General features: G+C 72.1%; 31 protein-coding genes. 11 read left to right on the plus strand and 20 right to left on the minus strand.

Annotation, left to right across the window (positions count from 1 at the left end; all coding sequences use genetic code 11):
- Positions 1-17: 17 nt before the first annotated feature.
- Positions 18-1,064 (plus strand): NlpC/P60 family protein, encoded by a 1,047-nt coding sequence (locus tag ACWGDE_RS01055; RefSeq protein WP_453386828.1) that lies wholly within the window; start codon positions 18-20, stop codon positions 1,062-1,064.
- Positions 1,065-1,340: 276 nt separating this feature from the next.
- Positions 1,341-2,585, plus strand: coding sequence for a PP2C family protein-serine/threonine phosphatase (locus ACWGDE_RS01060; RefSeq protein WP_453386829.1), 1,245 nt, complete (start codon positions 1,341-1,343; stop codon positions 2,583-2,585).
- A 77-nt stretch (positions 2,586-2,662) separates the two neighbouring features.
- On the opposite strand, the gene ACWGDE_RS01065 is transcribed toward ACWGDE_RS01060, so the two are convergent.
- From ACWGDE_RS01065 to ACWGDE_RS01075, 3 genes are all read right to left on the minus strand, one after another.
- Positions 2,663-3,001: a DUF2516 family protein gene (locus ACWGDE_RS01065; protein WP_453386830.1), complete on the minus strand. Its 339-nt coding sequence runs from the start codon at positions 2,999-3,001 to the stop codon at positions 2,663-2,665.
- A gap of 124 nt (positions 3,002-3,125) precedes the next feature.
- The gene (locus ACWGDE_RS01070) at positions 3,126-3,695 is read right to left on the minus strand and encodes a hypothetical protein (protein WP_453386831.1); all 570 of its coding nucleotides are present in this window, start codon (positions 3,693-3,695) and stop codon (positions 3,126-3,128) included.
- A gap of 25 nt (positions 3,696-3,720) precedes the next feature.
- Positions 3,721-4,131 (minus strand): helix-turn-helix domain-containing protein, encoded by a 411-nt coding sequence (locus tag ACWGDE_RS01075; protein WP_453386832.1) that lies wholly within the window; start codon positions 4,129-4,131, stop codon positions 3,721-3,723.
- Between the two features lie 150 nt (positions 4,132-4,281).
- Between ACWGDE_RS01075 and ACWGDE_RS01080 the strand changes: the two genes are divergently transcribed.
- From ACWGDE_RS01080 to ACWGDE_RS01090, 3 genes are all read left to right on the plus strand, one after another.
- On the plus strand, positions 4,282-4,722 hold the full coding sequence (locus tag ACWGDE_RS01080; protein WP_453386833.1) for a DUF6228 family protein: 441 nt from the start codon (positions 4,282-4,284) through the stop codon (positions 4,720-4,722).
- 339 nt (positions 4,723-5,061) lie between these two features.
- Positions 5,062-5,433 carry a hypothetical protein gene (locus ACWGDE_RS01085; protein WP_453386834.1) on the plus strand — a complete coding sequence of 124 codons (372 nt, stop codon included), beginning with the start codon at positions 5,062-5,064 and terminating at the stop codon, positions 5,431-5,433.
- Entirely contained in the window at positions 5,430-5,801 is a 372-nt protein-coding gene (locus ACWGDE_RS01090) for a hypothetical protein (RefSeq protein ID WP_453386835.1), read from the plus strand. Before ACWGDE_RS01085 ends, ACWGDE_RS01090 begins: the two co-directional genes overlap by 4 nt.
- Positions 5,802-5,816: 15 nt before the next feature.
- On the opposite strand, the gene ACWGDE_RS01095 is transcribed toward ACWGDE_RS01090, so the two are convergent.
- From ACWGDE_RS01095 to ACWGDE_RS01105, 3 genes are all read right to left on the minus strand, one after another.
- Positions 5,817-6,581 carry a putative protein N(5)-glutamine methyltransferase gene (locus tag ACWGDE_RS01095; protein ID WP_453386836.1) on the minus strand — a complete coding sequence of 255 codons (765 nt, stop codon included), beginning with the start codon at positions 6,579-6,581 and terminating at the stop codon, positions 5,817-5,819.
- Positions 6,582-6,666: 85 nt separating this feature from the next.
- Positions 6,667-7,911 (minus strand): GNAT family N-acetyltransferase, encoded by a 1,245-nt coding sequence (locus ACWGDE_RS01100; protein WP_453386837.1) that lies wholly within the window; start codon positions 7,909-7,911, stop codon positions 6,667-6,669.
- Between the two features lie 80 nt (positions 7,912-7,991).
- Positions 7,992-8,642 (minus strand): RsiG family protein, encoded by a 651-nt coding sequence (locus ACWGDE_RS01105; RefSeq protein ID WP_453386838.1) that lies wholly within the window; start codon positions 8,640-8,642, stop codon positions 7,992-7,994.
- Positions 8,643-8,774: 132 nt separating this feature from the next.
- On the opposite strand from ACWGDE_RS01105, the gene dtd reads away from it, so the two are divergent.
- The gene (dtd, locus tag ACWGDE_RS01110; protein WP_453386839.1) at positions 8,775-9,200 is read left to right on the plus strand and encodes a D-aminoacyl-tRNA deacylase; all 426 of its coding nucleotides are present in this window, start codon (positions 8,775-8,777) and stop codon (positions 9,198-9,200) included.
- Between the two features lie 8 nt (positions 9,201-9,208).
- On the opposite strand, the gene ygfZ is transcribed toward dtd, so the two are convergent.
- From ygfZ to ACWGDE_RS01175, 13 genes are all read right to left on the minus strand, one after another.
- Entirely contained in the window at positions 9,209-10,177 is a 969-nt protein-coding gene (gene ygfZ, locus ACWGDE_RS01115; RefSeq protein WP_453386840.1) for a CAF17-like 4Fe-4S cluster assembly/insertion protein YgfZ, read from the minus strand.
- Positions 10,178-10,210: 33 nt separating this feature from the next.
- Positions 10,211-10,681, minus strand: a complete 471-nt coding sequence (locus ACWGDE_RS01120) for a Fur family transcriptional regulator (protein WP_453386841.1) — start codon at positions 10,679-10,681, stop codon at positions 10,211-10,213.
- Positions 10,682-10,801: 120 nt separating this feature from the next.
- Positions 10,802-11,374 (minus strand): FABP family protein, encoded by a 573-nt coding sequence (locus ACWGDE_RS01125; RefSeq protein WP_453386842.1) that lies wholly within the window; start codon positions 11,372-11,374, stop codon positions 10,802-10,804.
- 284 nt (positions 11,375-11,658) lie between these two features.
- Positions 11,659-12,672 (minus strand): hypothetical protein, encoded by a 1,014-nt coding sequence (locus tag ACWGDE_RS01130; protein WP_453386843.1) that lies wholly within the window; start codon positions 12,670-12,672, stop codon positions 11,659-11,661.
- On the minus strand, positions 12,669-13,538 hold the full coding sequence (locus tag ACWGDE_RS01135) for a hypothetical protein (RefSeq protein WP_453386844.1): 870 nt from the start codon (positions 13,536-13,538) through the stop codon (positions 12,669-12,671). Before ACWGDE_RS01135 ends, ACWGDE_RS01130 begins: the two co-directional genes overlap by 4 nt.
- Positions 13,535-14,341, minus strand: coding sequence for a hypothetical protein (locus ACWGDE_RS01140; RefSeq protein ID WP_453386845.1), 807 nt, complete (start codon positions 14,339-14,341; stop codon positions 13,535-13,537). The genes ACWGDE_RS01135 and ACWGDE_RS01140 overlap by 4 nt, the downstream gene beginning before the upstream one ends.
- A gap of 114 nt (positions 14,342-14,455) precedes the next feature.
- Positions 14,456-14,719 (minus strand): DUF3099 domain-containing protein, encoded by a 264-nt coding sequence (locus tag ACWGDE_RS01145; protein WP_453386846.1) that lies wholly within the window; start codon positions 14,717-14,719, stop codon positions 14,456-14,458.
- Between the two features lie 170 nt (positions 14,720-14,889).
- Positions 14,890-15,180 (minus strand): DUF1416 domain-containing protein, encoded by a 291-nt coding sequence (locus tag ACWGDE_RS01150; protein WP_112449119.1) that lies wholly within the window; start codon positions 15,178-15,180, stop codon positions 14,890-14,892.
- A gap of 68 nt (positions 15,181-15,248) precedes the next feature.
- Positions 15,249-16,094, minus strand: a complete 846-nt coding sequence (locus ACWGDE_RS01155) for a sulfurtransferase (protein WP_453386847.1) — start codon at positions 16,092-16,094, stop codon at positions 15,249-15,251.
- A 203-nt stretch (positions 16,095-16,297) separates the two neighbouring features.
- On the minus strand, positions 16,298-16,387 hold the full coding sequence (locus ACWGDE_RS01160; RefSeq protein WP_350875872.1) for an Ms5788A family Cys-rich leader peptide: 90 nt from the start codon (positions 16,385-16,387) through the stop codon (positions 16,298-16,300).
- A 159-nt stretch (positions 16,388-16,546) separates the two neighbouring features.
- Positions 16,547-17,260, minus strand: a complete 714-nt coding sequence (locus ACWGDE_RS01165; protein ID WP_453386848.1) for an LmeA family phospholipid-binding protein — start codon at positions 17,258-17,260, stop codon at positions 16,547-16,549.
- 127 nt (positions 17,261-17,387) lie between these two features.
- Positions 17,388-18,836 (minus strand): hypothetical protein, encoded by a 1,449-nt coding sequence (locus tag ACWGDE_RS01170; protein WP_453386849.1) that lies wholly within the window; start codon positions 18,834-18,836, stop codon positions 17,388-17,390.
- Positions 18,837-18,846: 10 nt separating this feature from the next.
- Positions 18,847-19,101: a MoaD/ThiS family protein gene (locus tag ACWGDE_RS01175; RefSeq protein ID WP_112449116.1), complete on the minus strand. Its 255-nt coding sequence runs from the start codon at positions 19,099-19,101 to the stop codon at positions 18,847-18,849.
- Positions 19,102-19,570: 469 nt separating this feature from the next.
- On the opposite strand from ACWGDE_RS01175, the gene ACWGDE_RS01180 reads away from it, so the two are divergent.
- The 5 genes from ACWGDE_RS01180 to ACWGDE_RS01200 all read left to right on the plus strand — a co-directional run bounded on the left by ACWGDE_RS01180 (position 19,571) and on the right by ACWGDE_RS01200 (position 25,467).
- Complete coding sequence (locus ACWGDE_RS01180; RefSeq protein ID WP_453386850.1) at positions 19,571-20,341, plus strand: response regulator transcription factor; 771 nt, start codon at positions 19,571-19,573, stop codon at positions 20,339-20,341.
- 70 nt (positions 20,342-20,411) lie between these two features.
- Positions 20,412-21,434, plus strand: coding sequence for a LacI family DNA-binding transcriptional regulator (locus ACWGDE_RS01185; RefSeq protein WP_453386851.1), 1,023 nt, complete (start codon positions 20,412-20,414; stop codon positions 21,432-21,434).
- Between the two features lie 568 nt (positions 21,435-22,002).
- The gene (locus ACWGDE_RS01190; protein WP_453386852.1) at positions 22,003-23,235 is read left to right on the plus strand and encodes a S1C family serine protease; all 1,233 of its coding nucleotides are present in this window, start codon (positions 22,003-22,005) and stop codon (positions 23,233-23,235) included.
- A gap of 52 nt (positions 23,236-23,287) precedes the next feature.
- Positions 23,288-24,025: a response regulator transcription factor gene (locus ACWGDE_RS01195; protein WP_453386853.1), complete on the plus strand. Its 738-nt coding sequence runs from the start codon at positions 23,288-23,290 to the stop codon at positions 24,023-24,025.
- Positions 24,022-25,467, plus strand: a complete 1,446-nt coding sequence (locus ACWGDE_RS01200) for a sensor histidine kinase (protein ID WP_453386854.1) — start codon at positions 24,022-24,024, stop codon at positions 25,465-25,467. Before ACWGDE_RS01195 ends, ACWGDE_RS01200 begins: the two co-directional genes overlap by 4 nt.
- Here ACWGDE_RS01200 and ACWGDE_RS01205 read toward each other — a convergent pair.
- Entirely contained in the window at positions 25,447-26,412 is a 966-nt protein-coding gene (locus ACWGDE_RS01205) for a phosphatidylinositol-specific phospholipase C (protein ID WP_453386855.1), read from the minus strand. The genes ACWGDE_RS01200 and ACWGDE_RS01205 overlap by 21 nt on opposite strands.
- Positions 26,413-26,459: the final 47 nt, after the last annotated feature.

Raw genomic sequence — 26,459 nt, forward strand, 5'->3', positions numbered from 1 at the left:
CTGTGTCTGGGGGGACCATGAGGAAACGACGACGGGGATCGCTCGCCCTCACACTGCTCTGCGCGATGGCGCTGCTGGGTGCGCCCGGCCTGCTGGCCGGAACGGCGACCGCGGCACCGGAACCACAGGGCAAGACCCTCGATCAGGTCCGCAAAGACATAGAGGACCTCTACCGCGAGGCCGGCGCCGCCACGGACGCCTACAACCTGGCGGAGAGCGAGACCAAGACCCAGTCCGCCAAGATCGTCGAGATCGCCAAGCTGGTCGTCGCCGGCCAGGACCGGATCACCGGCCTGAAGAGCCGCGCGGGCGCGGCCGCCCGCGCCCAGTACCGCTCGGGCGGACTGCCGCCGGGCGCGCAGCTGGCCCTCAGCAACAACCCGACCCAGTTCCTGGACGGCTCCGACCGGCTGCGCCAGGGCGAGAAGGCCACCTCGGACCTGCTCTCCGAACTGAACCGGACCCAGACCGACTTGCAGCAGTACGCGAAGGACGCGAGCGCGCACTGGGAGACGCTGGAGGCCAACCGGATCAAGCAGGAGTCCTCGAAGAAGCAGATCGAGGAGAAGATCAAGGCGGCGGAGGAGCTCGAGAGCAAGCTGGAGGCCGAGCAGAAGGCCAGGCTGCTGCAGCTGGAGCAGGAAGCGCAGTACAAGGCGCAGACCGCCTGGCTGTCCTCGGGCGCGCTCAAGGACGCCACGGGCGCGGCGGCCACCGACGCGGGCAGGCGGGCCGTGATGTTCGCCGCCGCCCAGATCGGCAAGGCGTACGTGTGGGGCGCGGAGGGACCGGGCACGTACGACTGCTCCGGGCTGACCTCGCAGGCCTGGCTCTCGGCGGGCCGGCGGATCCCGCGGACCTCGCAGGAGCAGCTGCGGCTGCCGAAGGTCGAGATCAAGGACATGCGTCCGGGCGATCTGATCATCTACTTCGACGACGCGAGCCACGTCGGGATCTACGTGGGCGACGGCGCGATCATCCACGCCCCCCGTCCCGGGCGCAACGTCACGATGGCGGGCGCGGGCTCGATGCCGATCAAGGCTGTGGTCCGGCCGGACGCGTAAGGGGCCGGGCGGGGTCCGGTGGCCCGGGTGGGCTCTGATGGTCCGGGCAGGGCTCCCGTGGTCCGGGGCGTTACCGGGAGTCACCCGACGTCTCGGTGGGCGGGACGCCGTGCCCCGGCGCCGTGACGTTGGTCATTCGGCGACGCGGACTTTCCGCCGCGATGACGGCATATGCCGGAGCCTCCTGCCAGGCCCGGCATTCCGCTCTCCCCGCCCCGCCCGCTAGGGTCGCCCGGACGAGCGACCCCCCGAGGGGGCGGGAAGGAACCGGAGACGATGCCCGTACCCGTACCGCGGCAGAGGGACATCCCGGCCACCGAGAGCGGTCCGGGCGGCCAGCAGGCGCTCAACCTGCTGGTGATCGAGGACGACCCTGCCGGCGGCCTCACCGTCCCCGAGATCCTCGACGCCGACGGCCACCGCATCCGGCTGCGCAGCGCCCGCAACCTCACCGAGGCCGCCCGCCTGCTCACCCCGGACGTGCACTGCGTCCTGCTCGACCTCGCGCTCCCCCACGGTCCCGCCGCCGGCCCGGCCGACGGCACCGACCCGCTGGGAGCCCTGCGCCAGGTGCTGCGCATCGCCCCCCGGCACGCCGTCCTCGTCCTCACCTCCGAGGGGGACGCGGAGCGCGCCGCGGAGGCCGTACGCGTCGGAGCCCAGGACTTCCTCTTCCGCGACGAGCTCGACGGGCGGCTGCTGAGCCGTGCCATCCGCTACGCGGTGGAGAGGAAGCGGGCGGACATCGCCCAGTACAAGCTTGCAGAATCGAAACTGCGGGCCCAGGAGAACGCCCGCCTGGAGCGCGGCCTGCTCCCGCACCCGCTCCTGGAGGGCTCCGACCTCCGCTTCGCGGCCCGCTACCGCCCGGGCCGCAGCCGCGCCCTGCTCGGCGGGGACTTCTACGACACGGTCCGCACCCCCGACGGCTACGTCCACGCCATGATCGGCGACGTCTGCGGCCACGGCCCGGACGAGGCCGCCCTGGGCGTCGAGCTGCGCATCGCCTGGCGCGCGCTGACCCTGGCCGGACTGTGCGGGGACGACCTGCTCTCCACCCTCCAGGAGGTCCTCGAAGTCGAGCGGCCCTGCGAGGAGATCTTCGCGACGCTGTGCACGGTGGACATCGCCCCGGACGGCCGCCGCGCCGGCCTGTGCCTGGCGGGCCATCCGGCGCCGCTGATATCCAGGCCGGGCCGGCCCGCGCGACTGCTCCCGTACGAGAACAGCGGTCCGGCGCTCGGCCTGCTGCCCCGGGCCCGCTGGCCGCGCCGCCAGGTCGAGCTGGGCGGCACGTGGAGCCTGATGATGTACACCGACGGCCTCATCGAGGGCCGCATCGGCCCCGGCCGGGAACGCCTCGGACAGGACGGCATGGTCGAGATGATCAACCGCCACCTGGACGACGGGCTGAGCGGCGAAGGCCTGCTCGAAGCTTCCGTGACCGAGGCCCGCCGCCTCAACGGCGGCGAACTGACGGACGACGTCGCCGTCGTCCTCCTCTCCCGCGCGGAGGGCTGAACGCCGGAGGCGGGGCCTCGCGGACCCGGAGGCGGCCCCGACAGCAGCGCCGGAGAGGGGTGTGGCCCTCTCCCCCGCTACCGTCCGCCGTTGTAGGGCCCGTACGGACCGTCGCTGCTGCTGCCGCCGCTGCGCCGGCCGCCGCCCGAGACCTGCTTGAGCGCGGGCCGCACGTCGACGAAGAACACGATGCTGGCGACCAGGCCGGCGATCTCCAGGAAGAGCATCCCCAGGAAGAAGTCCACGAGGACGGTGACTCCGAGGATGACCAGCCAGAAGGTCTTGGTCTGCTTGTCCGCCGCGCGGTACGCGTCCTCGCGGGCCATCAGCGCCAACACGAAAGCCGCGACGGCGAGCCCGAGCATGGCGTATCCGAGCAACGGCAGAACCCCGTTATCGAACCCGTTCATCAACATCGCCTGACCGCCTTCTCACGCCTCGCACGCCGGATGCCGCCTGCCTCAACGCTACCGGCATAGCCCGTTTCACAAACACCAACGGACCGGACACCCGTCGGGTGCCCGGTCCGCCGCGCCGTTCTCAGCTCTCGTCGGCCGGCTCCGCGGCGGCCTTCTTGGCCGCGGACTTGCGCGCGGTCGCCTTCTTCGCCACCGGCTTCTCCTCGGCGGCGGCGGTGTCCTGCGCGTCCGCCTGCGCCTGCGCCGGGACCTCGGGCTCCGGCTCCACGACGACGGCGATGTCGACGATCTCCTCGGAGACCTCGCCGCGCCACGCCCGCACGGCCTGCTCGCCGTGCTCGGCGACCTTGTCGTAGGCCTCCTTGGCCTTGACCGCGTACTCGGCGGCCACGCCGACCCCGCGCAGCGCCAGGTCCTGAGCGGTCTCCCCGAGCTTCTTCGGGTCGATCGCGCCGAGCACCTCGACGACCTTGGCGGTGACCGCCTCCTGCGCCTCCTTGGCCTTCTCCTGCACGACCTTCGGGTCGGTGTTCTTCACTGCCTCGATGCGCGCGGGGGCCTCGGCGCGCAGCTGCTCGATGAGCCCGGGCACCTTCTTGGCCTGCTGCGCAGCGAGGTCTGCGGTGCCGGCCACGAAGTAGAGCGGGGTCGGGTCGGTGAGGGTCTTCTTCAGGTCATCGGCGATGGCCATGTGCTGGTCCTCCCGGATCACAGTCTCAGTTCGTGTGGGTCGTATCGGCACCGGAGCCGTCGCTCGGCTCCGCGGCCTCGGCATCGGCCTCGGCGGCGTTCTCCTTGCGGAAGGACTCGTAGATCTGGAGCAGCACTTGCTTCTGCCGCTCGCTGATCGACGGATCGGCGAGGATCACGGCCCTCGTCTCCACCTCGTCCCGGTCCCGCTCGTCCAGGATTCCGGCCTGCACGTAGAGCGTCTCGGCGGAGATCCGCAGCGCCTTGGCGAGCTGCTGCAGGATGTCCGCGCTCGGCTTGCGCAGCCCGCGTTCGATCTGACTGAGGTACGGATTCGACACCCCCGCCGCATCGGCCAGCTGCCGCAGCGAAAGCTGCGCCTGCCGCCGCTGCTCGCGCAGGTACTCGCCGAGGTTCCCGACGTTGAGCGATGCCATACCCCGATCCTGCCGCACCTTGCTAACTATTGCAAGCACCCGCTTGCAATAGCTCCCACTCCCCGGGCCGGACCGGCACCACCCACCCGGATCCACCTCACCGGAAAACCTTGATGACGGCCCACGCGGCGCTGCCCTAGCGTTCCGCACATGACCACCCCGGACAGCACCGACCCCGACGCCGTGACCGTCCAATGCCGCGACACCCAGGCCGTCGGTGTGGAGTTCCGCGAGCGGTCCGGTCCCGACTCCGACTGCGTGCGCTACACGGTCGAGCTCCGCGCTCCGGGTCTGAGCGCTCGCGTCGACGAGGTCGTGGCCTGGGTCCCGGACAGCGAGCTCACACGGTTCCTGGAAGGACTGGCATCGGACTACCGCGGCTGGGACGGCGAACGGAGCTGGCAGACCTACGACCGGGACCTGGCCGTCTCCGCCGTGTTCCGGTCCGGCGGATACGTCGGCCTGACCTGGACCCTGAGGCCGTGGCGGAGCACCGAGGGCGGCTGGACCGCCTCGGTGACCACGTGGCTGGAGGCCGGGGAGCAGATGTCGTCCTTGGCCGCCGCCGTCCGGCACTTCCTGGAGGGGTGAGCGGCGATGTCGATGGTCGAGCTGTTGCCCGGGGTTGGGGTGGGGCTGCCCGGGGTTGGGGTGCTGCGGTTCGGGGTGGGGGGTGGTCGGGTGCGGGAGGTGTTGGGCGGGCTCGGGGAGGTGTGTTCCGGCGTGGACGGGGTTGCGGATGCGGCTTGGGGGTACGGCGTGTCGTGGGGTGATGTTCAGGTGATCGCCCACGCGGGGCCTCCGGACCCGGAGTGGATCGGGGAGCCCGGTGGGGCTCCGTTCGCGGGTGTGGCGGTGAGGCGGTTCGGCCGGGGGTCGGGCCCGCGCGGCGGACAGCCGCGGTGGTACGGGCCGGCGGAGGTGTCCGTCGTGCTCGGTGACGTCGACCTGTTCGGGTACCCGGCCGACGAGGTGGCCCGGGCCCTCGGGGAGCAGGGGCGCGATCCGCGGCTCGGGCTGCCGTTCCGGAGCGCGCCGCCCGGCGGGTACCTGCCCTCGGCCGCCCTGCGGGACGCCCCGGCGGAGAGCCGTGGGCAGGTACCCGAGCCCGATCTCGACGCGTACGCCGACATGTGGACCACCGGACGGGAGCACTGGCTGCTCGAGGAGACCGGCAGCGGCGGCCATCTGATCGTCACGAAGGGCGATCCACCCATGTACCTGACCGTCTGCCACGAGGAACTGGGCGAACAGATCATCGCCCGGATGCTCGCGGCCGGCGTGGAGGTCGTCCCCTCATGACAGCCCCCTCGGCCCCCGGCCCCGCGCGCGGCCGCCACCGGCCCGCCGTGCTCCTCGCGCTGACCGCCGTGCTCCTCGTACCGCCCGTGCTCTTCTGGTACGCCACCGCGCAGAGCGCCCTCCACAACAAGAGCGCCACCGACTGGCAGGGCAATCACCGGACGAAGCTGGGGCTCCAGCGCACCGGGCTGGTGATCGGCGGCCTGCCCACCGTCGGGGCGCTGGTGGGCTGGATGTGCGCGACGCTCTCGGGTCGCCGCACCGGCCTGTGGACGGCGACCGGCGCGCTGATCGGGACCCTGGTGATGTGGGCCCTCGCCTTCGTCGGCATCCTCGTTTCCCTCAGCAGCCTCGAGTTCCTCTTCTGAGCGGCAAGCAGACGCTTACGCCGGCGCCGTCGCGATGACCACCGTCGCGTAGTACTCCTCCGAGGTCACCGCCCGCACGGACAGGCCCGCCGCCGTCAGGGCCGATGCCGTGACCGGGGACTGGCGGGCGCTCGTCTCGATCAGCAGCCGGCCGCCCGGGGCCAGCCAGGGCGGGGCGCCCGCCGCCACCCGGCGGTGGATGTCCAGGCCGTCCGCGCCGCCGTCCAGGGAGACGGCCGGTTCGTGGTCGCGGGCCTCCGCCGGCAGCAGGCCGATCTCGCCGGTCGGGACGTACGGGGCGTTGACGACGAGCACGTCCACCCGCCCCCGGAGCTCCCCGGGGAGGGCGGCGTAGAGGTCGCCCTCCCAGACCCGCCCCCCGTACGGGGCCACGTTGCGGCGGGCGTACGCGAGCGCGACCGGGTCGATGTCCGCCGCGTGCAGCTCGGCGCCGGGCACCTGCGCGGCCACGGCCGCGCCCAGCGCGCCCACTCCGCAGCACATGTCCACGACCACCGCGCCGGGCCGGGCCAGCGCCACCGCCTCCTGCGCGAGGAACTCGCTGCGCCTGCGCGGTACGAAGGCCCCCTCGCCCACCTCCATGCGCAGACCGCAGAACTCCGCCCAGCCGACGACGTGTTCCAGCGGTTCGCCCGCCACCCGCCGGGCCACCAGAGCGGCCAGCTGCCCCTCGTCCGCGGCGGCGGCGCTCAGCAGCTCCGCCTCCTCCTCCGCGAAGACGCAGCCGGCCGCGCGCAGGGTTTCCACCAGTGTTGCCAAGTACCTCAGTCCTCAGATTTCCACGCACACGACGGTCGCACAGCCGGACAACCGGACAGCCGGACAGCCGGACAGCCGGACAGCTTCAGAAGATGTCCGGGCACCACGGCCGACGGGCCGTGCGGAACACCGCGTCCGCGAGCGCGAGCGCGCCCGCACGCTCCTCGGTGATCTCGCCGAGCGCGCCCAGCCGCACCGCCGACTCGTCGCCGAGGTAGAGGGACCCCAGCGTGGACACGTCCAGCCGCAGGTCGGCCGGCTCGTCCGTGCGTACGCAGTCCCCCGCGCCCGCGTCCAGCCGGTAACGCCCGCCCGCCGGACCCGCCTTGTCGGTGACCTCCAGGACGAGCACCCCGGGCACGGCGTACGTCCGCGCGCCCAGGGCCCGTACGACGTCCAGGATCCGCAGCCACAGCAAGTCGGCCGAGGTCACCAGGCGGGCGGCGCGCGGGTCGGGCAGCAGCCGGGCGACGAGGTCGTCGGGGGCGCGGTAGCCGGTGCGGACCTTCATCACCCAGTCGATGGAGCACAGGAACCGCCACAGCGCCCGCTCCGCCTCCGGGCCGATGGCGATCAACTGCCGTACCTGCACGGTGTTCAGCGGCACCTTGGCATCGGTCCAGTGGTCGTCGGCGGTGTACCGGACCAGGCCGGCCACCTCACCCTTCGCGGTGCGGTACACCGCGTGGAAGGACGGCGTGTACGGGTTGTGGGACATCGTCTCCGCGCCCGTGGTCACCCGCCACCAGCGGGCGTCGCGGCTCACCACGCCGGGCGTGGCGGCCCGCAGCCGCTCGTGCAGGGCCGGGCCGAGTTCCCGTACCGCGGCTTCGTCCACGAGGTCGATCCTCCCGCCGTCCCCGGGGACGGCGGCACGCGGGTCGAGCCCGGTGCGCGCCACGTCGATCTCCCACTCCGAGACCGAGGTGGCGGGCCCGTACCCGTACCGCCCGTAGATCGGGTACTCGGCGGCGATCAGCGTCGACAGCACGTCACCGCGCGCGTGCGCGGCGGCCAGCTCGGCGGCCATCATCCGGGTCAGCAGGCCCTGGCGGCGGTGCGTGGGCGCCACGGTCACGTTCGTGATGGCGCTCGACGGTACGAACGCCCCGCCGGGCACGGTCAGTTCCTGCTCGAAGGAGCGGAAGGTCGCCACGCACCGGCCGGTGTCCGCGTCGAACGCGCCCTGGGTCCGGGCGCAGTCGACGTACCCGGCCAACTGGGCCTGGTCCTCGGCCGTGGGATGTGCCGCGTTCAGAAAACCGGTCTGCTGGGCGCGGAGCCACACGGGAAGTTCGGATGCGGCGATCGGCCGGACGTCAGCGCTCATAGCGACCCACGCTAATCGGCCCGGCCCGCCCCCGTCGCCCGGATTTCCCGCGGCCGCCGCCCGGGACCGGTCGGGGCCGCTCAGGCCAGCAGGTCGTCCACCTGCGCCTCGCCCTCGCGGTAGCGCCGGGTGATCTCCGCGCTGCAGTCGTCCGCCGTGCGCTGGAGCTGCTGGCGGCGCCGCGAGACCTGCTGCTCGTAGCGCACCAACCGGCCCATGCCCTCGTGGAGTTCCTCGTCCGTGCGGGCGCCCAGGTCGGACAGCTCGACGTCGGAGAGCATCTCGGCCGCCAGCAGCCGGTACTCCTCGCCGTGCGGGGTGCCGAGCGTGACGTGCCGGGCGGAGGCGCTGCGGCTGGACGGGGCGTCCGCGAGGATCTCCGAGAGCCGGTCCACCACCGGCGCCTCGGGGTCCGTACGCCGGGCGAGCTCCGCGCGCAGGATGTCGATGCGGCCGTGGAGCAGCCGGCGTACGTAGCTCAGGTCGGCCTCGTCGCGCTGTGCGTCGCGGCGCAGCGCGCGCAGCTCCGGCAGGCCGAGCGCGGTGGTCACCGCGGGCGGGGCGTCCGCGGCGCCGGTGCGCTGCACCGGCGGGCGCGGCGCCGGCAGCTCGGCGGCCGCCCCGCCCGCACCGTGCCCGGCGGATGGCGCGGGTACGGCTGCCGCGGCGGATGCGGCGGGTGCGGATGCAGCGGGTACAGAAGCAGGTGCGGAGGTACCAGAGATGTTCATGCGTTCGTGTCCGTCCCCTCGACCGGTGCTGGGGGCACCGCCTGCGTGCATCGTGCCACTCTCCGTGGTGCCGGTGCAGTCCCACTCCACCCGATCGGCCCCGGACGGGTGCACGGCTGGTACACAGGTGGTATGCGAGCAGTGGTGCAGAGAGTGGACGGCGCGAGCGTCGTGGTGGCGGGCGAGACCGTCGGGGAGATCGTCGGCGAGGGACTGTGCGTCCTGGTGGGGGTGACCCACGACGACACCCCGGAGAAGGCGGCGCTGTTGGCGCGCAAGCTGTGGTCGGTGCGCATCCTGGAGGCCGAGAAGTCCTGCAGCGACGTCAACGCGCCGCTGCTGGTGATCTCGCAGTTCACGCTCTACGGAGACGCCCGCAAGGGCCGGCGCCCCACGTGGAACGCGGCCGCGCCCGGCCCGGTCGCCGAACCGCTCGTCGACGAGGTCGTGGCACAGCTGCGGGAGCTGGGCGCGACGGTGGAGACGGGCCGGTTCGGTGCGGACATGCGCGTCTCGCTGACCAACCACGGCCCGTTCACCATCGTCATCGACATCTAGGCCCTCGCCTACGGGGCTACGACGACCTCCTGCGCGGCGGCCGTCTTCCCGACCAGCAGCGGCGCGTCCACCGGGACGTTGCGCTTGACCAGCGCGAGCGCGATCGGGCCGAGCTCGTGGTGGCGGACCGAGGTGGTCACGAAGCCCAGCTGGCGGCCCTCCTCCCCGTCCGCGGCGAGCCGTACGGGCGTGCCGTGGGCCGGGAGGAGCACGTCGGAGCCGTCCAGGTGCAGGAAGACCAGCCGGCGCGGCGGCTTCCCCAGGTTGTGGACGCGGGCCACGGTCTCCTGGCCCCGGTAGCAGCCCTTCTGCAGGTGCACGGCGGTGCCGATCCAGCCCAGCTCGTGCGGGATGGTGCGGTGGTCGGTCTCCAGGCCGAGCCGCGGGCGGTGCGCCTCGACGCGCAGGGCCTCGTACGCGAGCAGGCCGGCGGCCGGGCCGTGCGAGGCGGCGAAGGCCTCCAGCTCGGCGCGGGGCAGGAAGACGTCGCGGCCGTGCGCGGTCTCCCGTACGGCGTGCTCTTTGGCGACCTCGGCGATGGAGCCGGCCGGCAGGTGCACGACGGCGAAGTCCGCGGTGGCGTCGGCGACTTCCACCCGGTAGAAGAACTTCATCGACTCCAGGTAGGCGATCAGCGCCTCCTGGGTGCCGGGCTCCACGTGCATCCACGTGGTCTCGCCGTCGTCGACGAGGTAGAGCGCGTGCTCGATGTGCCCGTTCGCGGAGAGGATCAGTGCCTCGGTGGCCTGGCCGGCCGGAAGCTCGGTGACGTGCTGAGTGATCAGCAGGTGCAGCCAGCTCAGCCGGTCCGGGCCGGTGACGGTGACGACCCCGCGGTGGGAGAGGTCGACGAAGCCGCGGCCGTCGGCGAGGGCGCGCTGTTCTCCGTACAGCTCTCCGTAGTGGGCGGCGACGCCCTCGTCGCGGCCTTCGGCCTGGACGGCGCCGGGGAGATGGAGCAAGGGGCTGCTGGTCATGCCACCCAGCCTACGACCCTGCCGCGGGCGAACCTAGGCCGTGCCGTCCCGGTGCTTGGCGGCGCACTTCTTGCAGAGTCCGAAGATCGCGAAGTGCTTCATGTCGGTCTCGAAGCCGAAGGTGGTGCGGAGCTTGGCCGTGAACTCGGCGGCGATGTCCACGTCCGCCTCGATGACGTCGGTGCAGTCCCGGCAGACCAGGTGGATGTGGTGGTGCCGGTCGGCGAGGTGGTACGTGGGGGCCCCGTGCCCGAGGTGGGCGTGCGAGACCAGCTTCAGCTCCTCCAGGAGCTCCAGCGTGCGGTAGACCGTGGAGATGTTGACCCCGGAGGCCGTCTTGCGCACCTCGACGAGGATCTCGTCCGGGGTCGCGTGCTCCAGGGCGTCGACGGCCTCCAGCACGAGCTGACGCTGCGGGGTCAGGCGGTATCCGCGCTGGCGCAGGTCGCTCTTCCAGTCGCCGGTTTCGGTCTCGGCGCTGTCCGTGCTGTCGGTGGTCACCACCCGGCCAGTGTAGGCCTCGGTCCGGGCCGCCCCAACTGTCCGTCCGCCCCTAGGACGCGGGGGAGCCCCCTACGGCTGCTGCCGCGGGGGGCTCGTCCGCGTTCGCGGGACCGCCGGGGCTCAGCGGAAGAAGGCGATGCCGTCGTCCGGCATGTCCGGGAGGTTGCGCGCCATCTCGGCGACCTCCTCGGGGGTGACGACCTTCTTGAGCTGGGCCGACATGTACGGGCGCAGCTCGACCTCGGGGGTGGTCTTCTCGCCGACCCACATCAGGTCGCCCTTGACGTAGCCGTAGAGCCGCTTGCCGCCGCTGTGCGGACGGGAGCCGGCGGTACGCGCCACCGCGTCCGTGACCAGGTCGATCTGCGGCTTCTGGGCGGCGAGGTCGCCGTACCAGATCTCCACGACGCCGTGGTCGCGGACCATGACCATCTCGACCCGGCGGTCGCTGTCGATGCGCCAGTAGCCGGACTCGGACTCCAGCGGCCGCACCTTGTTGCCCTCGGCGTCGAGGACCCAGGTGTGCGAGTGGTACTCCAGGAAGTCCCGGCCGTCGTGGGTGAAGACGACTTCCTGGCCGAAGTTGCACTTCTCCTCACCGGGGAAGTCGAAGACGCCTGCGCCTTCCCAATTGCCCAGGAGGAAGGCGAGGGGGACGAGGCTCGGGTTCAGGTCGGACGGGATCTGGATCATGAATGGCTGCTCAGGCGATCTGTGGGAGGGGTTCCGGTATCCGGGCGGGCGTCGGCCGATCGGAAGATCAGCGCTGGCCCTGGTACAGCTTCTTCACGGCCAGTGCGGCGAAGGCCAGCGTACCGACGGCGATCAGGGCCAGCAGGGAGGTGAAGACTGCCTCAAGCACGGGGTGCTCCTCGGAGTGTGGGTGGCGTTACGGGGCCGGTCCCCAAGCCTACTGGCCTGGGGACCGGCGCACTCTGTGAGGTAGCCCGTACGACGGGCACCGCGTTGCGACCGGCTCAGCCGAGCAGCTGGTGCTGGAGGATCACCGTCTGGTGGAACGGCACGGTCGCCACCTCGCCCTTGCGGGTCTGGAGGATGATGCCGACCACGTCACCGGAGCGGATGCAGCCGACCTTGGCCTGCTCGTCGCCGAACGGGGCCGTCTCCGTGTAGACCGAGACGTCGGAGAGGGAGGGCACGGACTGGGCACCCTTGGCCTTGGTCCAGTCCACGTCCGCGATGGTGCGGGTGCCCTTCAGCTGCATGGACGTGTTGCAGCCCTTGAAGGTGTCCGCGAAGCCGGAGGCGTGGAACCGCAGCAGGTAGATACGGGTGCGGGTGCCGTCCGGGGTGGTCCAGCCACGGCCGACGATCTGGCGCAGTCCTTCGTTGCCGAACCGCTCCTTCATCTTCTCGCGCTCGACGTCCTCGTACTCCGCCAGGAAGGTGTCCGTGGTCACCACCTCGTCCTTCTCCAGCTTCAGCGTGGAGTCGGGGGTGGAACCGGTGGGCGGCGGCAGGAGGAGCTGGGTGAGGCCGGCGTAGTGGATGCCGTCCTTGTTGTCCTTGGCGAACGGCAGGGCGGCGCCCGGCGGCAGCGCCGGCTTGGACAGCGCCGGGTACACCCAGCGGCCGTCGTCCTTGGTGGACAGGCCCGGGATGTCGGTGCGCTCGGGCTGGGTGATCCCGTACGCGACTCCCGTGCCGACGGCGGCGAAGACCAGGACGGCGGCGGTCCAGCGCAGCGCGGCGAACAGCTTGCGGCGGTCCTTGGGCGCGGCCGGGACCTCCGGGGCGGCGAAGGGGTTCGACCGGACCGCCTCGGCGGGCACGGCGTCCTGCGCCTCGGCCACGGTGGTCTCGGCCACGGTGGTCTCGGCCGCGGGGGTCTCGGCCGCGGGGGCCGGCGCCTGGGCGGGCACGGTGGGCTCGGGGGCGGGCACGGCGAGCGCGTCCGTGGCCGCGGCGGGCTGTGCCGCGGCGTCCTCGGGGGCCGCCGGCGCGGTTCCGGTGGTGTTCTGCTCGGTCACACGGACTCCCCGGGGGACTTCAGGTGGCTCATCTGGTTCTTGAAGAACGCGACGGCGTCGGAGTTCGAGAAGGGCTTGGGCCCGTAGGCGCGGAAGGTGACCATCACGTCGCCCTCGACGGCGACGCAGTCGATCGAGTCGATCTTTTCCTTCTTCTCCTGGCCGATCGCCAGCAGCGAGCACTTGGCGTCCGGGAAACCGTCCACCTTCGGTGCCTCGCGGTCGTCGCCCGAGAGTTCGAGGAGCTTCTTGCTGATCTCGGAGAACTTGCCCACGGCGCCGGGATCGGCCTGCATGATGCGCACCTCGGCGACCCAGCCCTGGCCCTCCTTGGCGTAGCTGCGCCCGGCCAGACCCTTGAGCTTCAGCTCGGCCAGCGCCTCGTCGCGCTTCTTGCGGTCCGAGCTGGACAGGCCGCCACGGGCTTCCTTGAAGCCCTCGACCGCCTTTTCCCCGGAGACGAAGAAGTTGTTGCCGTCCTGCTCCAGGTCCGGGCCCGGTGAGAAGCCGGACGGAAGGGGCAGCAGCTTGCCCGAGAGGTCGTTCGCCGGGACGGAACCGGGCTCGGCGGACTTCTCCAGCCGCCCGCCCAGGGGCGCCCAGTAAGCGGTGGGCGCGTCCCGGTCGGCGTCCGCGACCGCGGCGGACGCCCAGACGCCACCGCCCACGAGGGCGGCCACGGCGACGATGCCGGCGACCAGGGCGACCGCCTTGCGGTTGACCTTGCGCGCGGGCTTCACCGGCGCGACGGGGTACGGGACCTCGACCGGGGCCTCGACTGGAGCCGCGGCCGGGGCCTCGACCGCATCGGGCGCCGCCGGGACCTCGGCCGAAACCGCGGTCACGTCGTTCTGCGGCTCGGTCACAGTCGCTCCAGCTGTCGCTTGGCCAGGTCCACGACGTCGCCCTCGTCGATCTTGCCCCGGTTGTTCACAAAGTGGATGTCGATCACGATGTCGCCGCGGCGGGCGATGGCCCGCGCGGAGCGCATGGGGAGGTATCCCGGCTTCTCGTCGGCCTCCGAGTCCACCCAGACGTGCCCGAGGTCCGAGGGGAGACCCGGAATGGCCACACCGCTGTTGCCCGCGTGCTTCTTCTCGGGCATGTAGCTGGACTGGCCGACCTGGTAGTCGTCCGCCCCGTCACGGTCGTTGAACTGCAGCAGCTGCACGACGACGAAGGTGTGGTCGCCCTCCGCCCAGCTCACCGACGCGAGCCGGCGGACCTTGGTGCGCACGAGGTTGCGCAGCATGTAGTCCGGCTCCTCGAACTCGGTGGAGACGGAGTCGGCGGTGTCGTAGCCCGCACCGTCCACCTTCGCTCCGCCCGGCGCCTCGATCAGCAGCTTGGCGAGGTCGTCGTCCGTCTTGTGCCAGCGGTTGGCGTTGATCGTCTTGTTCGTGGTGGCGTCGTCGGGCGCGAGCGCCTTCGGGGACACCAGGCCGGCCTGCGCCAGCGGTGCCAGCGGCGTCGGTTCGCGGTCGATCTGGACCGCGTAGCCCGTGACCGTTCCCGCCAGGACGCCGAGTACGACGGCGCCCGCGATCAGGAGGACCGTACGGCCTCCGCGACGGCGCCGGGGACCGGCCGCGGCAGGGTCCGGAGTGCCCGCTTCCGCGGCGCTCTCCTCCTCTTTCCGCTGGTCGGGAAGGTTCTGTTCGTGTTCCAAAAGAAGTCCCCCCACAGGACTGGTGTCGCGGGTCGATTGACCGCGCACAGAGATGACACCTTGCTGCGGAAGGATGTTGTACGCACGCTTATTACATTTTTATATCGACGGGTTTCAATCCTCTGGACGCCGCTTTCCATCCAGTTCGTCCCACCACTCGTCGGACTTCGCGTCGCCCGAGGGGTCGTCCCACCAGCGGTCGTCCGGCCCGCGCCGGTTCGCGACCATCGCGGCGACCGGCGGGATGACCATGGCGACCACGCACAGCGCGACCGCGGCCTCGACCGACAGCAGGCGCACGAAGGACCAGGCGGAGACGAAGAGGAACAGGCATCCGCCCATGAGCAGGAAGTAGGCGCGGCGCCGCCGGGCGTACATGCCTTCAGGGTAGAGCCGAAGCCGGGCGGTGCGAAGGCCCCCGGGGGTCCCGGAACGGCCGCCCGGGCGGCGTCCCGGAACGGCGCGAAGGGCCGCACCCCGATCCAGTGGCGTCCAACCCCCGGGGGTGCGGCCCTTCGGCCGGTCATACGGTCACACAGGTGCGGTGCTCAGACCGCGATCGCCACGTCCGTCACGCCGCCGGACTCGACGACGACCACGGCGCGGTCCGCCTGGGCGCCGGGCACGAGCGCCCGCAGCGTCCAGGAGCCCTCGGCCGCGTAGAAGCGGAACTGGCCGGTCGCCGAGGTCGGGACCTCGGCGGTGAACTCGCCGGTCGAGTCCAGCAGGCGGACGTAACCGCTGATGGGCTCGCCGTCCTTGGTGACCTGACCCTGGATGGCGGTCTCACCGGGCTTGAGCGTGGCGAGGTCGGGCCCGCCGATCTGTGCTCCACACATGTTCTCTGTCCTGTCCTAGAGAGGTATGACTACGGGCGTCGCGTGCCCGGAAGGCTGGGTGCCCCGAACTACTTGTTGGCGCCGAGCTCGATCGGCACGCCGACCAGCGAGCCGTACTCGGTCCACGAACCGTCGTAGTTCTTGACGTTCTCCTGGCCCAGGAGCTCGTGCAGCACGAACCACGTGAGCGCGGAGCGCTCGCCGATGCGGCAGTAGGCGATGGTGTCCTTCGCCAGGTCGACCTGCTCGGCCGCGTAGAGGGCGGTGAGCTCCTCGTCGGACTTGAAGGTGCCGTCGTCGTTGGCGTTCTTCGACCACGGGATGTTGCGGGCGCTCGGGATGTGACCCGGACGCTGCGACTGCTCCTGCGGGAGGTGCGCCGGCGCGAGCAGCTTGCCGGAGAACTCGTCGGGCGAACGGACGTCGACCAGGTTCTTCGTGCCGATCGCGGCGACCGCGTCGTCACGGAAGGCGCGGATCGAGGTGTCCTGGGCCTTGGCCTTGTACTCGGTGGCCGGGCGGTTCGGGACCTCGGTGCCGTCGACCAGGTCGCGGGAGTCGAGCTCCCACTTCTTGCGGCCGCCGTCGAGCAGGCGGACGTCCTGGTGGCCGTAGAGCTTGAAGTACCAGTAGGCGTAGGACGCGAACCAGTTGTTGTTGCCGCCGTAGAGGACGACGGTGTCGTCGTTGGAGATGCCCTTGGCGGAGAGGAGCTTCTCGAAGCCCTCCTGGTCCACGAAGTCACGGCGGACCGGGTCCTGGAGGTCGCTCTTCCAGTCGATCCGGACGGCGTTGGTGATGTGGTTCTTGTCGTAGGCGGACGTGTCCTCGTCCACCTCGACGATGACGACGTTGGCGTCGTTCAGGTGGGCCTCGACCCAGTCGGCGTCTACGAGGACGTCGCTGCGGCTCATGGTGTTCTCCTCCGGGGCAGTGTGCGGCGGGGTGGTGCTGGTGGTGCGGGGTGCGTGCTTCCGGGTACTCCCCCAGCTACCGCTGGGAGGTGCCCCCTTGCAGATCCTGTTGCGGGGAGGCGTCAGGAGGGCGGGAGGCACAGGTGGTCACACGGGAAAGCGGAAGGCCGTCGTCCGGCTATGGAGCGGGATGCGCTCACACGTCACATGGATCGACAGAGCATGGCGGCGACGCGACACAGGTCTACTGCCCGTCGCTTCGTGAGGTCCGCCTGCTGATGCTTCATAGCCATGGATCGTAGGGACGAATCGGCCGCCCTGTCACCGCCGTGTCATATTCCGAGACAGGATCGTCCGAATAGTGGGATCGGATGAGGGTGGACCGCCCCGCCACCGGCTCCGGGGCCCCTCGTACGACCCCTCCCATCTGCGGGTCGGACCGACCCGTCTCACTATCCGGCCAGAGCCAGATTCGTGCCGCCCACCGTCAGGTGGACTCCGGCCTCGTCGGAGGTCAGCGCGGTCAGCTGGATCCCGGACGGCAGACCGTCGAGCCGCCGGTCGAAGTCGGTCTTCTTGCGGATCGCGGTCTCGATCCCGGGGATCCCCTCGCCCGGCACCTCGTCGGCGCGCACGCGGACGATCTTGGAGCCCTTGCCCTCCTTGGCGTCGACCAGGGAGATCGTCGACACCACGCTGCGGGTGACCGTCCTGCCGAGGAACTCCACGCTCGCGCTGACCTTCACCTTGCCCGGCGCCCCGCCGTAGGTGACCGTCACGCCGGGCTGCGCGGCCGCGCTCAGGTCCGCGTACGTGATGAGCGTCGACCCGTCGGCCCGCGCGGCGGTGCCGCCGCTGTAGTCGTCGTTCAGCTTCACCCCGTGGAAGGTGACGGCGAGCTGGGACAGGCGCGTCCTGCGGCCGTCCGTGGTCGCCACGTCGAGGCCGGCCACCTTCAGGTCGACCTCGTCCAGGTCACCGGAGAGCGCCTGGGTCAGGAAGGGGAACCCGTGGATGTCCACGTCCACACCTCCCGGCAGGCCCTGGCGGGCCTGGATGCGGTCGGCCAGCCGGTTCTCGGCATAGCCGACCGCCCAGCGGTCGAACCCGACGAACAGGCCGCCGAGGACCACTCCGATGATGACTACGACACGCAGGACACGCACGTGCCCACCCCCATGAAGATCGCGGTACGAGCTGTCTAGTGGACCATGACCGGCCGTGAGAGCGCCGTGAACATGCCATCGAGGGGGGTGGGCACGGGGTGCGGGTGCGGGTGCGGGGCGCGGGGCCTCAGCCCACCACCCGGCCGATCAGGTAGACCGCCGGGGCCGACGCGGCCAGCGGCAGCGCGACACCGGCCGTCATGTGGACGAACTTCGACGGGTAGTCGTACGCCGCCACGCGCAGCCCGATCAGCGCGCACACCCCGGCCGCCAGGCCGATCAGCGCACCGCCCGCCCCGACGGACGTCAGCCCGCCGACCGCGATGCCCGTACCGGCCGCGGCGGCCAGCGAGACGCCGACCGAGGGCGCGGTGGGCAGCGGCAGCGCGCGGGCGAAGACGGCCACCGCCACGGCGGCCGCTCCCACGCTCGCGGCGGCGGAACCCGCCGCCAGGTAGCCGGCACAGACGATGGCGAGCGCGGCCGAGGCCACCGAGGCCATCAGCCCGTACATCCGCTCGTCCGGATCGGCCTGGCTGCGCAGCTGGAGCACCAGCGTGAGCAGTACCCAGGCGCCGAGCGTGCCGACGATCGCACCGGGCCCGTACGCCTCGTCCACCGCGAGCACGGCCACGTCGGCGACGACGGCTCCGGCGAAGGCCAGCGCGATGCCCTGGCGGGCCGGCCACATGCCGTTCAGCCGGAACCAGCCGGCCGCGGTGAGCCCCTGGAGGGCGACCAGCGGCGCGAGCAGCGCGAGCTTGCCGAGGGCCGCGGCCGCGGCGATGACCAGCCCGAGGGCGGCGGTCAGTATGGCGGCCTGCGGACCGGGGTCGATGATCGGCGAGCGGCCTTCGGCGCGGGCCTGGGCGGGGTCCACGGCGCGCAGTGTGTTGCCCGCGAGCGTGGGCGGGGAGTAGGCGGGCTCCTCCCCGGCCTCCCCGCCGGGTGCCCCCGGGACCGGCGCCAGGACCTCGGCCGGGACCGGAGCCACCGGGTCGGCCGCCTGCGCCGGGAGGTAGGCGGTCGAGTCCACCCACTCCGGGGGCTGCGGCTGCGCGGCCCCGGGCCGGGCGGCGTACGGCTGCGCGGCCTGGGGCTGGGCCTGCGCCGGCGGCTCCTCGCGGAACCAGTGGTCCGGCGCGACCGTCTGGCGCACCGGCTGCGGCGGGTCCATCGGGCCGGGGTAGGAGGCGGCGTACGCGTCCTCGCCCCATCCCTGCCCGGCGGCCGGGGCCTGGGGCTGCGCGAGGGGCTGGGCCTGGGCCTGCGCCGGGGGCTCCTCGCGGAACCAGTGGTCCGGCGCGGCCGTCTGCTGGTGGGCGGGCGCCTGCGGGGCCGCGTACGGGTCCGGGTACTGCGCCGGGACGCCGTCGAGCGGGCTCTGGACCGGCTGGTACGAGGTGTCCCACGTCGAGGACTGCCAGGTCTGGGTCCCGTACGGGTCCGAGGGGACCGGCTGCTCCTCGTACTGCTGGTACTGCTGGTGCTGCTGCTCGTACTGATGCTGCTGCGCTTGCTGCTGCTGCTGGTAGAGCTGCTGTTGCTGCTGTTGCTGTTCCTCGGGCGTGCTCATCGGACTCCGCTCACCCGCCCGCGAACGGCGGGAGCACCTCGACGGTGCCCCCCTCGGTCAGCTCGACGGAATCGTGCGGGCGCTTGCCCACCGGTTCTTCGTTCACGAGGAAGGAGCAGCGCAGCAGGACCCGGGTGAGTTCACCGGGGTGGCGTTCCCGCACGGCGTCGAGCGCCTCGGCCAGTGTCCGCGCCGAGTACGGCTCCTCCGCCGTCTTGGCCGCGGCCTTGGCCGCCGCCCAGTAGCGGATGGTTCCGGTTGCCACTGCACGCTCCTCTCGTCGGCGCTCTGCCGTCGGCCTCCATCATGAACCCTCGCGCCCCCGATCCCGGCGTGCCTCCGCGCGCCCCGCGTGCACCCGAGCGGCCCGCGAGCGGTCCACCGATCCGGTGAAACCGGCGCATAAGCAGGTCGCGGGGGTGGTGCGAACCACAGAAGAGCCCGCCTCCGAAGCCTCGGCCCGGCCGGGGGCGGTGGGCTATTCTGGCGGCGAGAGGATCCGGGCAACGTAGCCCCCGGGTCCTTTTGTGCTTTCAGCACGTTGAACGAACCGAGAACAGTGGTATCCATCCGGACCTCAGGGCGCGGGGACCGGGCGGACACCAGGCAAGTCGTACGAAGCAGTGCCGCGAAAGTCCTCGACGGGACCGAGGAGGAACCGACGTGATGGACCAGCGAACCCCGCGTGCGTACGCGCACGCACCCCACCCCCCGACCGGGGCGGGTGGTCGGGCATGAGCTCTCTCCTGCTCCTGACCAATGCCCTGCAGCCGTCGACCGAGGTGCTGCCCGCACTCGGCCTGCTGCTCCACAACGTCCGGGTGGCCCCCGCCGAGGGCCCCGCCCTCGTCGACACCCCGGGTGCCGACGTCATCCTCGTGGACGGGCGCCGCGACCTGCCGCAGGTGCGGTCGCTGTGCCAGCTCCTCCGCTCCACCGGACCGGGCTGCCCGCTGATCCTCGTCGTCACCGAGGGCGGCCTCGCGGCCGTCACCGCCGACTGGGGCATCGACGACGTCCTCCTCGACACCGCGGGACCGGCCGAGGTCGAGGCGCGGCTGCGCCTGGCCACCGGCCGCCAGCAGCTCGGCTCGGACGACTCCCCCATGGAGATCCGCAACGGCGACCTGTCGGTCGACGAGGCGACGTACTCGGCGAAGCTCAAGGGCCGGGTCCTCGACCTCACCTTCAAGGAGTTCGAGCTCCTGAAGTACCTCGCGCAGCACCCGGGCCGGGTTTTCACCCGTGCGCAGCTGCTGCAGGAGGTCTGGGGCTACGACTACTTCGGCGGCACGCGGACCGTCGACGTGCACGTACGGCGCCTTCGCGCGAAACTCGGGCCCGAGCACGAGTCGCTGATCGGCACCGTCCGCAACGTCGGGTACCGCTTCGTCACTCCGGAGAAGGTGGAGCGGGCGGCCGCGGAAGCGGCGGCGCAGGCGGCCACGAAGGCGGCGGCGGAGGCCGCGTCGCAGGCCGCCGCGGCACTCACCCGGATGGACTAGGGAGCCTGTGGGAAGGACCTCCTCCGGACGCCCTGCCCAGAGGTAGGTCACCCCGCGTAGACTTCCGCGCGTGGCCAAGGTGACGCGGGATGACGTGGCACGACTTGCGGGTACTTCTACCGCCGTCGTGAGCTACGTCATCAACAACGGACCCCGGCCGGTTGCCCCGGCCACGCGCGAGCGTGTCCTCGCCGCGATCAAGGATCTGGGCTACCGCCCGGACCGGGTCGCGCAGGCGATGGCCTCACGGCGCACCGACCTCATAGGCATGATCGTCCCCGATGCCCGCCAGCCGTTCTTCGCGGAGATGGCGCACGCGGTCGAACAGGCCGCCGCCGAGCGCGGAAAGATGGTGCTGGTCGGGAACTCCGACTACCGCACCGAGCGCGAGGTCCACTACCTGCGGGCCTTCCTCGGGATGCGGGTCTCCGGCCTGATCCTGGTCAGCCAGGGCATGAGCGAGCAGGCCGCCAGCGAGATCGAGGCCTGGGACGCCCGGGTGGTCCTGCTCCACGAGCGCCCCGAGGCCATCGACGACGTCGCGGTCGTCACCGACGACATCGGCGGCGCACAGCTCGCCACCCGCCACCTGCTGGAGCACGGGCACGAGTACGTCGCCTGCATCGGCGGCATCGAGAACACCCCCTCCGTGGGCGACCCGGTCGCCGACCACGTCGAGGGCTGGCGGCGGGCCATGCAGGAGTCCGGGCGCTCGACCGAGGGCCGGATCATCGAGGCCCCGTACAACCGCTACGACGCGTACAAGGTCGCCCTGGAGGTCCTGGCCCGGCCCGACCGGCCGACGGCGATCTTCTGCGCCACCGACGACCAGGCGATCGGCGTGCTGCGCGCCGCTCGCGAGCTGCGCATCGACGTCCCCGGGGACCTGGCCGTGGCCGGCTTCGACGACGTCAAGGAAGCGGCCCTGACGGACCCGCCGCTGACCACCGTCGCATCGGACCGGCCGGCGATGGCCCGCGCGGCGGTGGACCTCGTCCTGGACGACTCCCTGCGGGTGGCCGGCTCGCGCCGCGAACGCCTGAAGCAGTTCCCCTCGGCGCTGGTGATCCGCCGCTCCTGCGGCTGCCGCTGATTCCTTTTTGACGCGGCTCTCGCACCGCTCAGCGCTGGCGCGCTTCCCGGGCTTCGTGCCGCTGCGCCGAACTCCGTCCGGCGGTGCCCGTTCGGGGGTGTCGCCACCGCCGTCCCGGCGGGGCCCGGTGGGCGGGTGCGGCTACCCGGCCCTGCGGGAGCAAGTCCCCTACCCACCCTTCGCCCGTTCCCCGTGGCTCCGCCCCGGACCCCGAATCCCGTCGCCGTCTGCGGCGCCGCTGCCGGGGGCCGACCCCCGGACCCCCGCTCCTCAAACGCCGGAGAGGCTGGATTTTGCAGCCCCCGGCGTGCAAATGCAGGCCGACGCCGGCCACATCCAGCCCCGCCGGCGTTTGAGGCGCGGGTCCGGGCCCGCGCCCGGGGATCGGGCAAAGGGCGGGTAGGGGAGCTTGCCCCGCGCAGCGGCCTAGCCGGGTCCGCCAGGACCGCCGGGCACACCGGGCAGCCGGGCAAGCAGGGCGCGGGTTTATATCGGGCATACACGGTTCTGTCGGGCTTCTCAGCGGGGACTCAGGAAGCTCTCATGATCCGCGGACACAGTCGTATCCATGACCGAGAGCTTCCGCCGCGAAGGCGAGTACCCCCAGGAGAACCGCCCCCAGCACCCCGCCCCCTTCGGCGAGGACTGGCAGCGCGGTCGTGACCGGCTCGCGCAGGAGGCGGCCGCGTACCCGCCGCCGCCCGCCTACCCCCCGGCCGCCCCGGCCACCGCCCCGGGCTGGCACGAGGCCCACGTACCGCAGGTCATCCAGGGCGAGACCGTTCCCCCGAGCGCAGGCGGAGCCGGCGGCAGCGGCTGGGCCACCTGGGGCGACGCCCCCGCCGCCGCCCCGCAGGGGCCCGGCCACGCCCGGGCCAAGCGCCCCGTCGCCCTCCTCACCGCCGTCGCCCTCGCCGCCGCGGTCGTCGGCGGCGGGACGGCCGCCGCCGTGCAGCAGTTCCTGAGCAACGGCGGCACCACCGGCACCGGCGTCAACGGCAGCACCATCTCCCAGTCGAACACCGGCACCGTCTCCGGCGTCGCCGAAGCCGTCAGCCCCTCCGTCGTCCGCATCGACACCAGCACCTCCTCCGGCACCGGCACCGGCTCCGGCGTGGTCATCACCGCCGACGGCGAGATCGTCACCAACAACCACGTGATCGACGGCGCCTCCAAGATCCAGGTGACGATGAGCGACGGCAAGAAGTACAGCGCGAAGATCGTCGGCACGGACCCGGACAAGGACCTCGCCCTCATCAAGCTCGAAGGGGCGAGCGGCCTCACCCCCGCCAAGCTCGGCGACTCCGACAAGGTCAAGGTCGGCGACGAGGTCGTCGCCATCGGCTCCCCCGACCGCCTCACCGGCACGGTCACCAGCGGCATCGTCTCCGCGCTGAACCGCGAGGTGAACGTCCCGAAGTCCGAGCGGCAGCAGTCCCCGCAGGGCGGCTTCCCGTTCTCCTACGGCGGGCAGCAGTTCAACGGGAACACCGGCAACGACACCACCTCGTACAAGGCCATCCAGACGGACGCCTCCCTCAACCCCGGCAACTCCGGCGGCGCCCTCGTCAACATGAACGGCGAGATCGTGGGCATGCCCTCCGCGATCTACTCCCCCTCCAGCGGCAGCGGTTCCGCCGGCAGCGTCGGCCTCGGGTTCGCGATCCCGGTCAACACCATCAAGGCCGACCTGCCCTCCCTCCGCAAGGGCGGCTCCGGCGGCGCGGGCGGCAGCGACAACGGGGGCAGCAACGGCGGCAACGGCAACGGCGGCACCAACGGTTTCGGGACCTCCTTCTAGCCCGCCCGTGCGAGCCTGGTAGGAGACCGATCACCACCCCTGGGGGACCGACATGAGCGCCGAAGGCGACCAGCAGCGCATCCTCGTCGTCGACGACGAACCGGCCGTACGCGAGGCCCTGCGCCGCAGCCTGGCGTTCGAGGGGTACGGCGCGCAGACCGCCGTCGACGGGCTCGACGCCCTCGACAAGGCGGCCTCGTACGCACCGGACCTGATCATCCTGGACATCCAGATGCCCCGCATGGACGGTCTGACGGCGGCCCGCAGGCTGCGTGCCGCCGGCAGCACCACGCCGGTCCTGATGCTGACCGCCCGCGACACGGTCGGCGACCGCGTCACCGGCCTCGACGCGGGCGCCGACGACTACCTGGTCAAACCGTTCGAGCTGGACGAGCTGTTCGCGCGGGTCCGCGCGCTGCTGCGCCGCAGCTCCTACGCCGCCCCCTCCGCCGGGAGCGGCAACGCCGCGGACGCCGACGCCCTGACCTTCGGCGACCTGCGCATGGACCTCGCCACCCGCGAAGTCACCCGTGCCGGACGCCCGGTGGAGCTGACCCGTACCGAGTTCACCCTGCTGGAGATGTTCCTCGCGCACCCGCGCCAGGTCCTGACCCGCGAGCAGATCCTCAAGACCGTGTGGGGCTTCGACTTCGAGCCCAGCTCCAACTCCCTGGACGTGTACGTGATGTACCTGCGCCGCAAGACCGAGGCCGGGGGCGAGCCCCGCGTCGTGCACACCGTGCGCGGGGTGGGTTACGTACTGCGTGCCGGCGAGAGCGGTCCGGAGTGAGCCCCACCGCCAGATTCCGGGCCCTCCCGCTGCGCTCGCGCCTCGCCCTGCTGGTCACGGTCGCGGTGGCGGTCGCCGTGGCGGCCGTGGCCGGGGTCAGCTGGTTCATGGTCCGCACGCAGCTGAACGAGCAGCTGAACAGTTCGCTGCGCTCCACCAACGCCCGCGCCCAGGCGAGCCAGACGCTGAACCGGCTCGGATGCCCGGAGAAGGTGCCCGGCCCCTTCGAGAACAACCTGAGCGCGCAGGTGCAGATCGTGCTGCCGACGGGCGGCCGCTGCTGGGTGGACGGGAAGAACACCCTCCCGGTCACCGACTACGACCTCCAGGTGGCCAAGGGGGTGCGCGGGGCGATCCTGTACGACGGGAAGACCACGGACGGCACGCCCGTACGCGTCTACACCCAGCCCGTGGAACTGTCCTCCGGGCCGAACGTGCAGAACGCGGCCATCTCGGTGGCCAAGCCCCTCTCGGACGTCACCGAACCGCTGTCCACGCTGGCCTGGGTACTGCTCTTCGTCTGCGGCGTCGGAGTCGTCGGCGCCGGAGCCGCCGGCCTGTGGGTGGCCCGTACGGGGCTGCGCCCGGTCGACGAACTGACCGGCGCCGTGGAGCACATCGCCCGCACCGAGGACCTGACCGTCCGCATCCCCGACGAGGGCGACGACGAGATCGCCCGGCTGTCGCGCTCCTTCAACTCGATGACGGCCGCGCTCGCCTCCTCCCAGGAGCGCCAGGCCCAGCTGATCGCGGACGCCGGCCACGAGCTGCGCACCCCGCTCACCTCGCTGCGCACCAACATCGAGCTGCTCGCGCGCAGCGAGGAGACCGGCCGGGCCATCCCGCCCGAGGACCGCAAGGAGCTGCTGGCCTCGGTCAAGGCGCAGATGACGGAACTGGCCTCGCTCATCGGCGACCTGCAGGAGCTCTCGCGCCCGGACGCGGCCTCGCCCGGCCCGCTGGGCGTGGTGGCCCTGCACGAGATCGCGGGCGCGGCCCTGTCCCGGGCGCGGCTGCGCGGTCCGGAGCTGGAGTTCGCCTCGGACCTGGCGCCCTGGTACGTACGCGGTGAGGCGGCGGCCCTGGAGCGCGCGGTGGTCAACGTCCTGGACAACGCGGTGAAGTTCAGCCCGCCGGGAGGCGCCGTCTCGGTGTCGCTGCGGGCGGGCGAGCTGACCGTACGGGACCACGGCCCGGGCATCCCGGCCGACGACCTCCCGCACGTCTTCGAGCGGTTCTGGCGCTCCCCCTCGGCCCGCGCCCTGCCCGGCAGCGGCCTCGGCCTGTCGATCGTGGCCCGTACGGTGCTGCGCGCGGGCGGCACGGCCGAACTCCGCGCCCCGGCGGACGGGGGCCCGGGCACGGAGGCGGTCCTCCACATCCCGGGCGCCCCGACCCCGCCGCCGCCCGCGGCGCGGCCGTCAGTTGTGCCGGATCAATGAGGCGACCAGGCCGGAGCGGGTGTTGGGGAAGTCCATCGGGACGATTCCGAGCCCGGTGCGGCCGGCCAGTTCCCCGCCGTCGACGAAGGAGTGCACCTGCGGGTTGAGGCGGTCGGAGTTCCAGCGGGGCGGCAGGGCCGCGGCCGTGCTGGTGTAGTTCATGAAGAACCTGCCGGGCTGGGACACGGCCTTGCGGAACTGGTTCTCGATCTTCCCCCGCTTGGCGAAGGGCTCGGCCATGTAGTCGTCCTGGATGTCGAAGACGTTGCCGTCGCCGTAGCGCAGGCCGCCGGGCAGGCCGCCGTTGTCGGGGAGCAGGAGCACCTTCCCGCGGGTCTGCCCGAGGGTGGGCAGCGCGTCGGCGATCTTGAACAGCGGCCGCCAGCCCCGGTGGTCGAGGTAGTCGTCGAAGACGGCGCGGAAGGTGGCGTCGCTCTCCTCGGAGTACTCCTGCTTGAGCCTCATCAGGACGGTCTCGGAGGGGTGCGCGGCGAGGAAGTTCCAGCAGGCGGCGAGCACGTCGCCGAACATCAGGTTCTGGTAGTACGCGCCGTGGTGGATGGCGAAGGATCCGCCGGTCACCCGGCAGCGGACGTCGAGGAAGCGGATGCCGGAGTCGAGCTGTTCGGCGATGGAGGTGTTCTGGCAGGCGACGTAGAGCCCGCCGCGGGTGGCGCCGGAGTCGTGGGTGCCGGGGATGGTCATCCGCTGCAGGGCGGTGGAGTCGCCGAGTCCTGACATCCAGTCCCGGGTCGACAGCGCCTGCGCGGACGCCGACGCCGTGCCGGCCCCCGCCCCCAGGGCCACGCCGGCCGCGACGGCCGCGGCCCCGGCGAGGAATCCGCGCCGGCCGAACCCGCCGCTTGAACCCGTACCGGCGCCCGGATCGGCACCCGTTGCGGCACCCGCATCAACATCCGTACCGGTAAACGCGTCCACGCCCATGCCCGCCCCTTTGCCGACCCAGTGGTGGCGGGATTATGGCGCGCGGA

The organism is Streptomyces sp. NPDC054956, from assembly GCF_053609185.1.